The 14,590-nt window shown below is 69.1% G+C and carries 14 protein-coding genes; 10 read left to right on the forward strand and 4 right to left on the reverse strand.

All coding sequences use genetic code 11. From position 1 onward, the window contains the following. Nucleotides 1–10 precede the first annotated feature (10 nt). From MKK88_RS26235 to MKK88_RS26250, 4 genes are all read left to right on the forward strand, one after another. Nucleotides 11–991 (forward strand): ABC transporter permease, encoded by a 981-nt coding sequence (locus tag MKK88_RS26235; RefSeq protein WP_244005047.1) that lies wholly within the window; start codon nt 11–13, stop codon nt 989–991. Nucleotides 992–1,001: 10 nt separating this feature from the next. Beyond that, nucleotides 1,002–1,973 (forward strand): ABC transporter permease, encoded by a 972-nt coding sequence (locus tag MKK88_RS26240; protein WP_091718322.1) that lies wholly within the window; start codon nt 1,002–1,004, stop codon nt 1,971–1,973. A gap of 196 nt (nt 1,974–2,169) precedes the next feature. Further along, nucleotides 2,170–3,150: an ABC transporter ATP-binding protein gene (locus MKK88_RS26245; protein WP_244005049.1), complete on the forward strand. Its 981-nt coding sequence runs from the start codon at nt 2,170–2,172 to the stop codon at nt 3,148–3,150. Beyond that, nucleotides 3,147–4,127: an ABC transporter ATP-binding protein gene (locus tag MKK88_RS26250; RefSeq protein WP_244005051.1), complete on the forward strand. Its 981-nt coding sequence runs from the start codon at nt 3,147–3,149 to the stop codon at nt 4,125–4,127. Before MKK88_RS26245 ends, MKK88_RS26250 begins: the two co-directional genes overlap by 4 nt. 10 nt (nt 4,128–4,137) lie before the next feature. Here the strand turns inward: MKK88_RS26250 and MKK88_RS26255 are convergent, their stop codons facing one another. Continuing rightward, nucleotides 4,138–4,581, reverse strand: coding sequence for an MEKHLA domain-containing protein (locus MKK88_RS26255; protein ID WP_244005053.1), 444 nt, complete (start codon nt 4,579–4,581; stop codon nt 4,138–4,140). Between the two features lie 639 nt (nt 4,582–5,220). Between MKK88_RS26255 and MKK88_RS26260 the strand changes: the two genes are divergently transcribed. Continuing rightward, entirely contained in the window at nt 5,221–5,922 is a 702-nt protein-coding gene (locus MKK88_RS26260; RefSeq protein WP_244005056.1) for an AAA family ATPase, read from the forward strand. 4 nt (nt 5,923–5,926) lie between these two features. Here MKK88_RS26260 and MKK88_RS26265 read toward each other — a convergent pair whose 3' ends face one another. Then, complete coding sequence (locus MKK88_RS26265) at nt 5,927–7,312, reverse strand: M20/M25/M40 family metallo-hydrolase (RefSeq protein ID WP_244005058.1); 1,386 nt, start codon at nt 7,310–7,312, stop codon at nt 5,927–5,929. Between the two features lie 366 nt (nt 7,313–7,678). On the opposite strand from MKK88_RS26265, the gene MKK88_RS26270 reads away from it, so the two are divergent. The 5 genes from MKK88_RS26270 to MKK88_RS26290 all read left to right on the forward strand — a co-directional run bounded on the left by MKK88_RS26270 (nt 7,679) and on the right by MKK88_RS26290 (nt 12,325). Next, nucleotides 7,679–8,203, forward strand: a complete 525-nt coding sequence (locus tag MKK88_RS26270) for a (2Fe-2S)-binding protein (RefSeq protein ID WP_244005061.1) — start codon at nt 7,679–7,681, stop codon at nt 8,201–8,203. After that, nucleotides 8,200–9,207 carry an FAD binding domain-containing protein gene (locus MKK88_RS26275; RefSeq protein WP_244005063.1) on the forward strand — a complete coding sequence of 336 codons (1,008 nt, stop codon included), beginning with the start codon at nt 8,200–8,202 and terminating at the stop codon, nt 9,205–9,207. The genes MKK88_RS26270 and MKK88_RS26275 overlap by 4 nt, the downstream gene beginning before the upstream one ends. An 8-nt stretch (nt 9,208–9,215) precedes the next feature. Next, on the forward strand, nt 9,216–11,468 hold the full coding sequence (locus tag MKK88_RS26280) for a xanthine dehydrogenase family protein molybdopterin-binding subunit (RefSeq protein WP_244005065.1): 2,253 nt from the start codon (nt 9,216–9,218) through the stop codon (nt 11,466–11,468). Nucleotides 11,469–11,666: 198 nt separating this feature from the next. Next, entirely contained in the window at nt 11,667–12,104 is a 438-nt protein-coding gene (locus MKK88_RS26285) for an EamA family transporter (RefSeq protein WP_244005067.1), read from the forward strand. 65 nt (nt 12,105–12,169) lie between these two features. Beyond that, a complete protein-coding gene (locus tag MKK88_RS26290) occupies nt 12,170–12,325 on the forward strand; it encodes a hypothetical protein (RefSeq protein WP_244005068.1) in 156 nt (51 codons plus the stop codon). A 26-nt stretch (nt 12,326–12,351) separates the two neighbouring features. Here the strand turns inward: MKK88_RS26290 and MKK88_RS26295 are convergent, their stop codons facing one another. Both MKK88_RS26295 and MKK88_RS26300 read right to left on the reverse strand, forming a co-directional pair. Further along, entirely contained in the window at nt 12,352–13,032 is a 681-nt protein-coding gene (locus tag MKK88_RS26295; protein WP_244005070.1) for a glutathione S-transferase family protein, read from the reverse strand. 73 nt (nt 13,033–13,105) lie between these two features. Further along, nucleotides 13,106–14,590 (reverse strand): M48 family metalloprotease, encoded by a 1,485-nt coding sequence (locus MKK88_RS26300; protein WP_244005072.1) that lies wholly within the window; start codon nt 14,588–14,590, stop codon nt 13,106–13,108.

Consider the following 14,590-nt stretch of genomic DNA (forward strand, 5'->3'; position numbering starts at 1 on the left):
AGGCTGAGGCGTGCTCGCCTTTCTCCTGCGCCGGGTGATCCAGGCGGCCGCGGTCCTCGCGGTCGTCGGGCTCATCGCCTTCGCGATGTTCCGGTTCGCGGGCGATCCCGTGAACCAGATCGTCGGCCCCGACACCACCGTGGCCGAGCGGGCCCAGATCCGGACGGATCTGGGCCTCGACGACCCGGTGCTGGTCCAGTTCGTCCGCTACGCCGGCAACGTGGTGCGGGGCCGGTTCGGCATCTCGTACCAGTTCCGGCAGCCGGTTTCGCAGCTCCTCGCCGAGCGTATGCCGGCGACGCTGGAGCTCGCCTTCTGCGCCACGATCTTCGCCTTGGTGGTGGGGATCCTGATGGGCGTCTATTGCGCGCTGTTCCGCGACTCCTGGCTCGCCGGGCTGTTCCAGGCGGTCTCGCTGATCGGGATCAGCCTGCCGACCTTCCTGATCGGCATCCTGCTGATCTACCTGTTCTCGGTGACGCTTGGCTGGCTGCCTTCCTACGGACGGGGCGACACGGTGCGGCTCGGCTGGTGGACCACCGGCTTCCTGACCGCCTCCGGGCTCAAGGCGCTGATCCTGCCCTCGGTGACGCTCGGCCTGTTCCAGATGACGCTGATCATGCGGCTGGTGCGCGCCGAGATGCTGGAGGTGCTGCGCACCGACTACATCCGCTTCGCCCGGGCGCGGGGGCTCACCACCCGCGCCGTCCACCTGCGGCACGCCCTCAAGAACACGCTGGTGCCGGTGATCACCATCGCGGGGCTTCAGCTCGGCTCGGTCATCGCCTTCTCGATCATCACCGAGACGGTGTTCCAGTGGCCCGGCATGGGCCTGCTCTTCGTCCAGGCCGTGCAGAACGTCGATATCCCGATCATGTCCGCGTATCTGCTGCTCGTCGCGCTGATCTTCGTGACGATCAATCTCGTGGTCGACATCCTCTACACGGTGGTGGACCCGCGCCTGCGGCTCTCGACCGGGCGGACAGCGTGAGGGCGCACGCATGAGCGGACGCGACATCGACGCGGGCGACGCCCCGCCGGTCCCCCTGGTCGAGGTGCCACCCTCCCGGCTCGCGCGCTGGCGCGATTCCGACCTGCTGGCGAATTTCCTGCGCTCGAAGACGGCCGTGGCGGCGCTGATCGCCACCGTGCTGATGGTGGGCCTCGCCTTCGCCTCCCCGTGGATCGCCCCCCAAAACCCCTACGACCCGGCCCAGCTCGACCTGATCAACTCCAACCTGCCGCCGATCTGGCAGGCGGACGGTCAGGCACCCTACTATCTCGGCACCGACGACCAGGGCCGGGACGTGCTCTCGGCGGTGCTGTACGGCCTGCGCCTGTCGCTGATCGTCGGCGTGCTCGGGGTGGTGACCTCCGGCATCCTCGGCATCGCCCTCGGCCTGATCGCCGGCTATGCGGGCGGGGCGGTCGACACGCTGATCATGCGGGTCGCCGACGTGCAGCTCACCTTCCCGGCGATCCTGATCGCCCTGGTGGTGGACGGGGTCGCCAAAGCGAGCTTCGGCAGCGCACTGGATGTCGGGCCGCTGATCGGCCTGATCGTGGTCTCGATCGGCCTGTCGTTCTGGGTGCAGTACGCCCGGACCGTGCGCTCCTCCGTGATGGTCGAGAAGGGCAAGGACTACGTCCAGGCGGCCCGGCTGATCGGCCTGTCGCCGCCGGTGATCATGGTCCGCCACGTCCTGCCGAACGTCACCGGCCCGGTCTTCGTCATCGCGACGATCAACCTGGCGCTCGCCATCATCACCGAGGCGACCCTGTCGTTCCTGGGGACGGGATTGCCCGAGACCATGCCGTCGCTCGGCACGCTGATCCGCACCGGCAACCGGTTCCTGTTCTCCGGCGAGTGGTGGATCGTCGCCTTCCCGGGGCTGGCGCTGGCCGGGCTGGTCATCGCCATCAACCTCCTGGGGGATTGGCTGCGCGACGCGCTCAATCCGAAGCTGCAGTGATGGATTCGGTTCTGCACGTTCTCCCGCCATATCCTACCCTCCACCTCATCCTGAGGTGCCGGCGCGCCGCGGAGGCCTCGAAGGCGGGCTCCAGGGATCGCGCGGCTTCTGGAGGGCTCCTTCGAGGCTCGCTGCGCTCGCACCTCAGGATGAGGTGGAGGGTTGGGGGAGGCTCCGCAGTGGGAGCCGCTACGCCATGACCGAAACCATCCTCTCCGTCCGCGACCTCACGGTCGCCTTCGACACCCGCCGCGGGCCGCTCACCGCCATCGACCGGGTCTCGTTCGATATCGGCCGCGGCGAGATCCTGGGCGTCGTCGGCGAATCCGGGGCGGGCAAGTCGGTGACCGGCTCGGCGGTGATCGGCCTGATCGACCGGCCCGGGCGGATCGCCGGCGGCGAGATCCGCCTGCGCGGCGAGCGCATCGACAACCTCTCCCCCGAGGCGATGCGGCGGGTGCGCGGCAAGCGCATCGGCATGATCTTCCAGGATCCGCTGACCTCCCTCGATCCGCTGTTCCGGGTGGGTGACCAGATCGTCGAGACCCTGTGCACCCATACCGGCCTGTCGGCGAAGGCCGCCCGGACCCGCGCCATCGATCTGCTGGCCGAGGTCGGCATCCCGGCGCCCGAGCGGCGGATCGACGGCTACCCGCACGAATTCTCCGGCGGCATGCGCCAGCGGGTGGTGATCGCCTTGGCGCTCGCCGCCGAGCCCGAGTTGATCATCGCCGACGAGCCGACCACGGCGCTCGACGTCTCGGTCCAGGCCCAGATCATCACCCTGCTGAAGCGCCTGTGCCGCGAGCACGGCACCGCCGTGATGCTGGTGACCCACGACATGGGCGTCATCGCCGAGGCCGCCGACCGGGTGGCGGTGATGTATGCCGGGCGGGTGGCCGAGATCGGCCCGGTCGCCTCGGTGATCGCCAAACCGCACCACCCCTACGCGGTCGGCCTGATGGGAGCGATCCCGACCCTGTCGCAGGAGGCCGACCGGCTGAGCCAGATCCCAGGCTCGATGCCGCGGCTCACCGCCATCCCGCAGGGCTGCGCCTTCAACCCGCGCTGCCCGAAGGTGTTTGCCCGCTGCCGCATCGAGCGGCCGGAGCCGATCCCGGTCGATGCGAGCCGGGTCGCCTGTCACCTGTACGATGCAGCGGAGCAAGCGGCGTGAGCGCCTACGTCGAAGTCACCGACCTGCGCCGCCGGTTCGACGTCTCGAAACCCTGGCTCAACCGGGTGATCGAGCGCGAGCCGCGGAAATTCCTCACCGCGGTGGACCGCGTCGGCTTCTCGATCGAGAAGGGCGAGACCTTCGCGATCGTCGGCGAGTCGGGTTCCGGCAAGTCGACGGTCGCGCGGATGGTGGTCGGCCTGCTGCCGCCCTCCGCCGGCGAGGTGACGATCACCGGCGTCTCGATGACCGACCCGCGCCAAGCCGCCGCCCGGCGGCGCCTGCGCGCGCGCATCCAGATGATCTTCCAGGACCCCTACGCGTCCATGAACCCGCGTTGGCGGGTCGGAAAGATCATCGCCGAGCCGATCCGGGCCTTCAACCTGATCCAGGGGGAGGGGGCGATCCGCGCCCGGGTGGCCGAGCTGCTCGGCCTCGTCGGGCTCCACGCGGACGATTCCAAAAAGTACCCGCACGAATTCTCCGGCGGGCAGCGCCAGCGGGTGGCGATCGCCCGGGCGCTGGCGAGCCAGGCCGAGTTCCTGGTGGGCGACGAGCCGACCTCGGCGCTCGACGTCTCGGTCCAGGCGCAGATCCTCAACCTGATGCGCGACCTGCAGGACCGGCTGGGGCTCACCTACCTGTTCATTTCTCACAACCTCGCCGTGGTCCGCCACATGGCGACCCGGGTGGGGGTGATGTATCTCGGCCGCCTCGTGGAGGTCGCCTCCGCCAGGGACCTGTTCGCGACGCCGCGCCATCCCTACACGCGGATGCTCCTCGACGCGGTGCCCGACCTCGCCCATGTCGGCCGCGCCCGGGTGCCGGTCTCCGGCGAGATCCCGAACCCGATCGACCCGCCCTCCGGCTGCACCTTCCACCCGCGCTGCCCGCTGGCGAACGACCGCTGCCGCGCCGAGGTGCCGGCTTTGCTCGACGGCGTCGCCTGTCACGCCGTGCAGGAGGGGCGGGCCTGAGTGGACGCTTTCAGGCGTCGCGCCATTCGGAGAACGTCGCCGCCTGCCCAACCGTCGCGCCGTCGCGGTCGAGCTGCCAGACGACGGCCCGCTCGATCCAGAAGCGGCGCCCATCCTTCGCGATGCGCAGGCCGCGGTAGTCCCGGCTGAACCCGTCCCGGGTCACGGCATCGAGCAGCCGCTGGAGCTCGGCGCGCTCGGGCGCCTCCGCCGAGAGCCGCGAGGGCAGGCCGACCAGCTCCGCGCGGCTGTATCCGAAACAGGCCTGCGCCGCCCGGTTGGCGTAGACGAAGCGCGGATCCGCGCCGCCGTCATGGGCCAGGACCGCGAACGGCGCCTGCCCGTAGAGCCACGCCGTATCCGCCCCGTCGGGCACCAGCGGCGCGCCCAGGCGCCGGGCGTAGCTGCCGGTGAGCACGGCGAAGAAGTCCGGGTCATGCGAGAGATCTGTCATGGCGTGCCGGAATGCGGGAGGGCTGGCGGCCGCGAATCACGGGGAGACAGTCAGAGGCGGTCCGACTCCGAGGCGCAAGGGTGATCCGTCGCGGCCCTTGCTGACAAGCGCGGTCGACGAATATGACAGATATGAAATTTTTTGATCTTTTTAATACAAATGTATATTTCTGAGATCTTGGTCGCAGATTTATACTTTGAGGAAATCTGTCATATTCAGAACATAAAATACAAATGTCGTCATAATCAGCCATTGGTTGTAAATCTTGACTGGATTGCGCGGTGCGGGCTACAGGTGGATCAGTATCGCGTCTGCGACAAGCAGATCTTTTGGGATGCCGGTTACGGGTCCCGAAGAAATCAGAGGCGCGCCGGGATCCGTCTTTTTCCGGTCTCGATCCGGATGCTTATGTCCCACGCTTCCGACTGGAGGGTCGTCCGGCGGCCTCAGATGTTCACAGCCCCATCGTCATGAAACCCGGACTACGATCATTCAGGCTGGATCGCGCATGCGCGAGTCGCGGGTCGAGGACCCCGGTCCGGGACGCGGACCCTGTCGGCCGCGTCCCATCGGACGGCGGCGGTTCCGCGATCGCGCGTGAGGTGCGACGGCCATACCGGCGATCGACAGGTGGGATGCATGGATCCTGAAGGATCCGGGGTCGAGCCCCGGACCGCGCTGCGACGGGCCGCCCGGCCGCTGCGGATCCTCGCGGTCGCCGTCCAGAAGGGCGGCACCGGCAAGACGACGCTGGCCGCCTCCCTGGCGGTCGCCGCCGCGGAGGCGGGTGAGCGCGTGACCGCCCTCGACCTCGATCCGCAGAACTCCCTGGCAGGCTGGAGCGCTCTGCGGACGGAGGATTCCGTCACGGTCGACCGGGTCCAGCCCTGGGAGATCGGGCAGCTCCCGGCGATCCTGGACCAGCTGGCCGAGCAGGGCACGACGCTCGCCGTCCTCGACACCGCCGGCAGCTCCGCCGGGCTCGCCCCGGCCCTGAAGGAGGCCGATTTCGTGCTGCTGCCGGTGCGGCCCTCGCGGCTCGACATCGTGGCGGCCCGCCCGACCCTCAAGGCGCTGGTCGGCCTCGGTCTGCGCGGGCGGCTGGCCCTGGTGCTGAACCAGTGCCCGCCGCTGCCCTCGCCGCGCACCAGCGCCTATGCCGAGCAGCTGCACGGGCTGGGGGTGCTGGCCGAGCCGAGCATCGTCCACCGGGTCGATCACCAGGACGCCTTGGCCACCGGCCTCGGCGTCACGGAATACGCCCCCGATGGCTTGGCCGCCGAGGAGATCCGGGCCCTCTGGGCCTGGATCGACGCGAAGATGCGGGCGACGGCCCGGTGAAGCCCTAGCCCTGGCCGAGGGCCGTGAGGATCCGCGCCCAGGAGCGCGTGCCCTTGTGGAAGCTCGTCAGGTCGTACTTCTCGTTGGGCGAGTGGATGCGGTCGTCGTCGAGGCCGAAGCCGATCAGCAGGGTATCGCGCCCGAGGATCCGCTTGAAGTCGCCGACGATCGGGATCGAGCCGCCCGCGCCGACGGTGACCGCGGGCACGCCCCATTCCTCGGCCAAAGCGGCCTTGGCGGCGCCGAGCTGCGGCATGTCGAAGGGCAGGCTGATCGCCCGCGAGCCCTTGTAGGTGATGAACTCGACCGCGCAATCCGCCGGGATGCGTTCCCGCACGAAGGCCTCGAAGTTCCGCGCCAGCGCCTGCGGGTCCTGATCGTCCACGAGGCGGAACGAGATCTTGGCCGAGGCCGTGGAGGCGATCACCGTCTTGGTGCCCTCGCCGGTATAGCCGCCGATGATGCCGTTGGCGTCGCAGGACGGACGCGACTGCACCAGCTCGATCGGCAGCCGCCCGCGCTCGCCCGCGGGCTCCTTCAGGCCGATCGGGCCGAGGAGCTTCTCCGGTGTCAGGCCGAGGCCGCGCCACTGCTCCAGCACCTCGGCGGGGCGCTCGTGGACGCCCTCGTAGAAGCCCGGGATGGTCACCCGGCCATCGGCGTCGTGCAGGTCGGCGATGATCTTGGCGAGGACGTGGATCGGGTTGCGCGCCGCGCCCCCGAAGAAGCCCGAATGCAGGTCGCGGTCGGCGCAGGTGACCTTCACCTCGAAATAGGCGAGGCCGCGTAGTGACGAGGTGATGGCCGGGGTGGCGCGGTCCCACATGGTGGTGTCGCAGACCAGCACCACGTCGCAGCCGAGCTTTTCGCGGTTGGCCGCGACCCATTCCGGCAGGCCCTGCGATCCGCTCTCCTCGGCGCCCTCGACCAGGATGGTGACGCCGCAGGGCAGCTCGCCGCTCATGGCGATGTGGGCCCGGCAGGCCTCCACGAAGGTCATCACCTGGCCCTTGTCGTCGGATGACCCGCGCCCGACGATCTTTTTTCCACCTTGCCCGTCATCGGCGATGTGCGGCTCGAAGGGCGGTGTGGTCCAGAGGTCGAGGGGATCGACCGGTTGCACGTCGTAATGGCCGTAGAACAGGACGTGCGGCGCCCCGGGCTTCGGCCTGTGGGCCAGCACCACCGGGTGGAGCGAGGTCTCCTCCACGGCGGTGTCGAAGCCCAGCGCCGTCAGGTCCTTGGCGAGCCAGGCGGCGGCCTCGCGGCACGGGCCGGCATAGGCCGGATCGGTGGAGATCGACGGGATCCGCAGGAAGGCGAACAGCCGCTCCAGGGCGTTCTCCAGATCGGCGTCGATGTCGTTGAGGATCGCGTCGAGCGCGGCCATCGGGGGCTCCGGGGTTTGTTCGCAGGACGAGGGTTAGCCGAGGCGGGGTGCGGGCGGCAATGTCGGGCGGTGGGTTTGAGAGATTGGGAGCCGCATCGCGGCGAGTCCTGCGCGGGGTCCCGGATCAGACCCGCTGACGCTCCACCTGTCCGGGAAAGGGGTGGTGTCGGATGAGACATCGACCCTTTCCCGGGCGCGTGGAGCGCCAGCGGAATGCGACCCGGGACCCCGCGCGAGACGTCGCCGCGAAGCGGTTCCATCTCTTCACCTGCTCGGCCGACTCGAAACTGAGACCCTCTGTCCCGGAACGGGCACAGATTGGAATGGTTATCGACAGAACGCGCCGCCCTGCACCGTGGACACGCCATGCTCCTTGAGAAACAGCCGCCCGTGTCGGCGGATACGCCGATCGGCATCACGCTCACGATCAACGGGCAGCGGCGCGAACTCCAGGTCGCCCCCTGGACCACGCTCCTCGATCTGCTGCGCGAAAAACTCGATCTCACCGGCACCAAGAAGGGTTGCGACCACGGCCAGTGCGGCGCCTGCACGGTGCTGGTGAACGGTACGCGGGTGAATTCTTGCCTGACCCTCGCCGTGATGAAGGACGGCGCCGAGATCACCACGGTGGAAGGCCTCGCCAGCCTCGGCGACCGGGCGGGCAGCAACGCGCTCCACCCGATCCAGGAGGCGTTCATCGAGCACGACGCCTTCCAGTGCGGCTACTGCACGCCGGGCCAGCTCTGCTCGTCGGTCGGCCTGATGAACGAGGGCCATGCCCACACCCGGGACGAAATCCGCGAGGCGATGAGCGGCAACATCTGTCGCTGCGGCGCCTACACCAACATCGTCGACGCCATCGAGGACGTCATGCAGGGAGACGCCCGATGAACCGCTTCGATTACGTCCGTGCCGGAACGGTGGCGGAGGCGGTGCAGGCCTTCGGGGCCGGGGCACGCTTCATCGCGGGCGGCACCAACCTGATCGACCTGATGAAATACGATGTCGAGAAGCCGGGCCGGCTGATCGACATCACCCGCCTGCCCCTCGACAAGATCGAGGATCACGCGGGCGGCCTGCGGATCGGCGCGCTCGCCACCAACGCCAAGGTGGCGTACTACGACCGTGTTGCCGAGCGCTATCCGCTGCTGCGCAACGCCATCCTGGCCGGCGCCTCGGCGCAGCTTCGCAACGCGGCCTCGACCGGCGGAAACCTGCTGCAGCGGACCCGCTGCTACTATTTTTACGACACAGCCACCGCCTGCAACAAGCGCGAGCCCGGCTCCGGCTGCCCGGCGATCGGCGGGATGAACCGCATCCACGCGATCTTCGGGACGAGCGATCAGTGTATCGCCACCCACCCGTCCGACATGTGCATCGCGCTGGCCGCCCTTGAGGCCATTGTGCAGGTCAGCGGACCGCAGGGTGACCGGTCGATCCCGTTCTCCGAGTTCCACCGCCTGCCGGGCAACACACCTGAGAAGGACACCAACCTCGCCCCCGGCGAGATCATCGTTGCGGTCGATCTACCAGAGAGCCGCTTCCCGCAGCACTACACCTACCTGAAGCTGCGCGACCGGCTGTCCTACGCCTTCGCGCTGGTCTCGGTGGCGGCGGGCCTGGAGCTCGATGGCGACCGGGTGAAGACCGCGCGCCTCGCGCTTGGGGGCGTCGCCCACAAGCCCTGGCGCAACCAGGACGCCGAGGCCCTGCTGGAAGGCAAGCCCGCCACCCGCGAAACCTTCCAGGCGGCGGCCGATCTCATCGTATCCGAGGCGAAGCCGCAATCGGAGAACGGCTTCAAGGTCGATCTCGCCCGGCGCGCCATCGTGCGCGGCCTCGAACAGGCCGCCGCCGGCACGCCCCAGTCGCTCAGCGACAAGCGCATCCAGTAGGTCCCGTCATGACTCAGACCTTCAGCTCCACCGGCCGCGACACCTTCGTCGGCACCCCGCACAGCCGCATCGACGGCCCCGCCAAGGTCACCGGCCTTGCCAAGTATGCGGGCGAGTTCGCCGCCCCCGACCTCGCCTACGGGTACGTTGTGTCGAGCGCGATCGCCAAGGGCCGGATCGTGGCGATCGACTCAGGCCAGGCCGAAGCCGTGCCGGGCGTCCTCAAGGTGATCACCCATGAGAACCGGCCGCGCACCGCGTGGCGCGACAAGAATTTTCAGGATGCGGTGGCGCCCCCCGGCTCGCCGTTCCGCGCCCTGTACGACGACTTGATCGTCTACAGCGGCCAGCCGGTAGCCCTGGTGGTGGCCGAGGATTTCGAGACCGCGCGCTACGCCGCCAGCCTGGTCCACGTGACCTACGCGGCCCAGGAGCCGGAGACCGATCTCGAAGCCATGCGCAGTCAGGCCTACGACCCGCCGGGCAAGCGCGAGGGCATCAAGCCGCCGCCGAAGCCCTGGGGCGATGCCGACACGGCGTTCGGCAGCGCGCCCGTGCGGGTGCAGGAGGGCTACAGCCTCGCCATCGAGCACCACAACCCGATGGAGCCGCACGCCTCGACGGTCGTGGTGGAGGCGGACGGGACCTACACGGTCTACGACAAGGTGCAGGGCGTCTCGAACAGCCAGCAGTACCTCGCCGGGGTGTTCGGCCTGAAGGCCGATCAGGTCCGCGTCCTCAATCCCTATCTCGGCGGCGGCTTCGGCTCGGGGCTGCGCCCGCAATACCAGCTGTTCCTGGCCATGCTGGCCGCGCAGGAGCTGAAGCGCTCCGTGCGGGTCACCCTGACCCGTGACCAGATGTGGTCGTTCACCTACCGACCCGAGGCCCTGCAGACGATCGCGCTCGGCGCCGAGCGGGACGGTCGCCTCGTCGCCCTCCGGCACGACGCGATCCATGGCACCTCGCACTACGAGGATTACCAGGAGGTCGTGGTCAACTGGTCGGGGGTCCTCTACCGCTGTGACAACGTCGCCCTGACCTACGGCCTCGTGAAGGTCGATACCCCGACCCCCGGCGACATGCGCGCGCCGGGTGCCGTCTCGGGCGTGTTCGCCATCGAGACCGCCATGGACGAACTCGCCTACGCGGCCGGGATGGACCCGATCGCGTTGCGGCTGAAGAACTACGCCGAGTCCGACGCCACCGCCGGAGGCAAGCCCTTCGGCTCGAAGGAGCTCAAGAGCTGCTTCACGCAGGGCGCCGAGCGGTTCGGCTGGGCGAAGCGCTCCCCGGAGCCCCGCTCCATGCGGGACGGGCGGGAACTGGTCGGCTGGGGCGTCGCCACCGGGGTCTGGGAATCGATGATGATGCAGTCGAGCGCCATCGCGACCCTGACGCCGGACGGCCGCCTGACGGTGGGCAATTCCACCGGCGATATCGGCACCGGCACCTACACGATCCTCACCCAGATCGCCGCCGACACCCTCGGCCTGCCGATGGACGCGGTCACCACCAAGCTCGGCGACACCCGCCTGCCGGAAGCTCCCGTCGCGGGTGGCTCTTGGACCGCGGCCTCTTCAGGCACCGCCGTGATGAAGGCCTGCCGCACTGTCGGCGAGCAGGTGTTCAAGCTCGCCCGCGCGATGGAGAGCTCGCCGCTGGCCAATGTTGATTTTGACCGGGCGGTGTTTTCGAACGGCCGCATCTCGGTGGCGGGTGATCCTGGCCGCAGCGTCTCCCTGGTGGAGGTCTTGCAGGCGGCGGGCGTCGACAAGGTCGAGGCGGTCGAGCAGGCCGGTCCCGACAAGGATTTCAACCAAAAATACGAGGCCTACACGCATTCGGCGGTCTTCGTGGAGGTGAAGGTCGACGAGGAGCTGGGTCAGGTCCGGGTGACCCGTGTCGTCTCGGCGATCGCGGCCGGCAAGGTGCTCAATCCGAAGACGGCGCGTAGCCAGATCCTCGGCGGCGTGGTGATGGGGATCGGCTCGGCCCTGGAGGAGGAGTCGATGCTCGATCACCGGATCGGCCGGTTCATGAACCACAATCTCGGCGAGTACCACGTGCCGGTGAACGCCGACATCTACGACATCGACGTGATTTTCGTGGACGAGGAGGACAAGGCGAATCCCCTCGGCGTGAAGGGGCTCGGCGAGATCGGCATCGTCGGCACCGCAGCGGCGATCACCAACGCGGTGTTCCACGCCACCGGCAAGCGGGTACGCCACCTGCCGATCACGGTCGACAAGCTGCTGTGACGTCCGCGGGTCTCAGGCCCGGCGCTCTGTGACGGAGAAGCCGCTGCGCTCATAGCGCGGCGGCTTTTCAGTCGGATACGACATTCGCCTGGATCGCCCGGTCGCCATCTGTGAGTGTCGCGCAACGGGATGGCTTCGCTGTGCTCGCAAAGACGGCGGTGCGGCCGGACACCCGAATCGAAACCGTATGAGATCTCCGTGAGCCAGCTGCTGCAGTCCTGGCGCTTCTGGGCGCTTGCCGCCGCGGGATTCGCCGCGCTGACCGCGATTCTCGCCAAAGTTGGCGTCGCCGGTGTCCAGTCGGACGTCGCGACCCTCGTGCGCACGGCGGTGATCCTGATCTTCGCAGGCCTGATCGTCGTCGCTTCAGGCCAGACCGGCGGGCTCGCCCAGATCTCCGGCCGCAGCCTCGTGTTCCTGGTCCTGTCCGGTCTCGCGACGGGAGCCTCCTGGCTCTGCTATTTCCGGGCGCTGTCGCTCGGCGACGCTGCCCGGGTCGCACCCCTCGACAAGCTCAGCGTCGTGCTGGTGGCGATCCTCGGCGCGGGCCTCCTCGGCGAGACCCTGAGCCTCGCCGCCTGGGCCGGCGTCGCGCTGATCGCCACGGGGGCTGCCCTCGTCGCCTCCGGTTGGTGAGGCCGCACACCGATCCGTTAACCCAACCGGCGCATTCTGGTGAAGCCTCGCGAAAGGGCACCACCATGGATTGGGTCTACCGCGGCTTCGAGACCTCCCTGCTCGGTCTCGCCCTGTGTCTCGGTCTCGCGGCCTGCCTGACGCTGGGCGCCGACAGACCGCCGAGCGGCACGCTTGCCATCACCCTGCCGATGCTCACGGTGACCGCCCCCGTACCCTGACGGGTGGGGCGCGATTCGGTGAAGCCTCAGGCGGCGTTCTGCGCGAAGCGGAACATGAAGCTCCGGGCCTCATCGTCCATCTCGGCCTTGAACGTGTGGCGCCCCTTCAGCGCCTCGGCGGCCTGGGCGGCCGGCCGGGCGTTGATCGCGTCGAGCAGGCGCTTCACGTTGGGTAGATCCGTGAAGGCGTCCTCGCCGAGGATGAATGGCACCATCCGGGCCCAGCCCCACGCCGCCATGTCGACGATCGTGTAGTCCTCGCCGAGAATGTAGGGCCGGTCCTTCAACTGCGCGTCGAGGATACCCCAATGGCGCCGCGCCTCGTAGGTGTAGCGCTCGGTGGCGTAGGCGCCGCCGTCCCGCGCGAAATGGCGGAAGTGCACGCATTGGCCGGAGAACGGCCCGATGCCGGTGGCCACGAACATCAACCAGGACAGCATCTCGCCCCGCACCGGCTCGCCCTCCGGCAGGAACCGGCCGGTCTTGCCCGCGAGGTAGAGCAGGATCGCGTTCGAATCGAAGACGGTCACGTCGCCGTCGATGATCGTCGGCACCTTCCCGTTCGGATTGACAGCCAGATAGGCGGGGTCGAACTGCTCGCCCTTGCGGGTATCCACCGGCACCGGCTCGTAGGGCAGGCCCATCTCCTCCAGGCAGAGGGCGACCTTCATGGGATTGGGGCTGAGATTGTAGAAGAATCGAATCACGGCGCTCTCCTCGAACGACCCCGGAAGGATCTCCGGAGCCGCGTCCCGCACAAGCCGTAGCCGCGCAGGGCGGCTATTCGGTCACGATCTTGTAGCTCCGACCCGGAACCAGCGCGGCGCCCCGCTCCAGACCGTTGAGGACGAGGAAGCGCTCGAGCGCCCGGTCGGGCACCGCCATGCGGCGGGCGAGTTCCTCGGCACTGGCCGAGGTCGCCTGGACCAGCTGCAGCCGCAGGGGGCGCAGCACCGCCTCGTCGGGGGAGATCGCCCCGAGGCTCGCGGTCCAGCGGCGGAAGGCCGGATCGGGGTCGGTCGTACCCTTGGCGGCCATGATCATCCGGTAGGTCGAATCCCCGATTCGGATCGCCCCGAGGCGGAAGGTCCATTCCTTGCCTCGCGACAACGCGAAGGCGGCCGGGTGGCCGGCAACCTCCCGGCTCTCGAAGCCCGCCGGGTCGAAGGCGTCGTTCCAGCTCGCCCTCAGGACCGCGTCGAGGGGCTGGCCCTCCTTGGCCTCGATCTGATCGAACAGCAGGCGCCGGTTGCCGTCCGGGGTCGTGCCGAGGACCGCCGAGCGGGTATTCTCCAGGGTGAACCCGTCCGGCACCTCGAAGGCGATGCCCAGCCCCGGATGGAGGAAGCGGTGGCCGCGCACCGCGCCGTCGCGGGGGTTGTCGCCATAGGCGAGCCCGTCCACCGCGGCGAGGTAGGCAGCCCGGTCGTCGGTGCCGATGCCCGGCGCGCCGATGCGGCGGGCCGCCCGGGTGACCTGGGTGATGCGCTCGGCGGTGCCCGGATGGGTCGCCAGCATGTCGGGCTCGCTCGCGCTGTTCGCCTTCAGCCCGGTCGAGCGGTTGAGGGCGGTGAGGAAGCGCCCGGCCGCGAACGGGTCGTAGCCGGCCTTGGCCAGCGTGCGCACCCCGGTGGCGTCCGCCTCCAGCTCCTGCTCGCGGGAGAACCGCGCGAGGGCGAAGCGCGACTGGTTCTGGAGCTGCGCGCCGGTATCGGGGTCGTTCAGCACGTCCCGCACGACCCGGCTGACCAACTGCGAGCGCAGTTCCAGCTCGCTGCGGGCGGTGGCGTGGTTGAGGGTCACGTGCGCCATCTCGTGCGCCAGCACGGCCGCCACCTCGGAGGTGTCGCTTGCCAGCGCCACCAGCCCACGGGTGACGTAGAGCCGCCCGTTCGGCAGCGCGAAGGCGTTGACCACCGGTGAGTCGAGGAGCGTCACCACGTAGCTCTGGTCCGGCCGGTCGCTTGCCTTCACGAGGCGGTCGGTCACCTCGGTGAGCATCCGGGTCACGTTGGGCGCGCGGGCCTCGCCCCCAAAGGAGGCAACGAGCTTGACGTGGTCGGCATCCGCGACACGCTCGCGCCCGGTGGTCCGCGGCGCCTCGACGGGCACCCGTACCACGGCCGGCTGCACGGTCGCGGCACTCTGGTCGGCCACGCAGGCGCCCAGAATCAGGCTCGCCGATAAGGCCACGGCACAGAGTGCCGCCAACCTCGACGGGACACCGCCCGCCGCCCGAAAGAATCCCCCCGTGATCCCGCCCAT

It is taken from the genome of Methylobacterium sp. E-005, from assembly GCF_022829725.1.
In the GTDB taxonomy this organism is placed as follows: Bacteria; Pseudomonadota; Alphaproteobacteria; order Rhizobiales; family Beijerinckiaceae; genus Methylobacterium.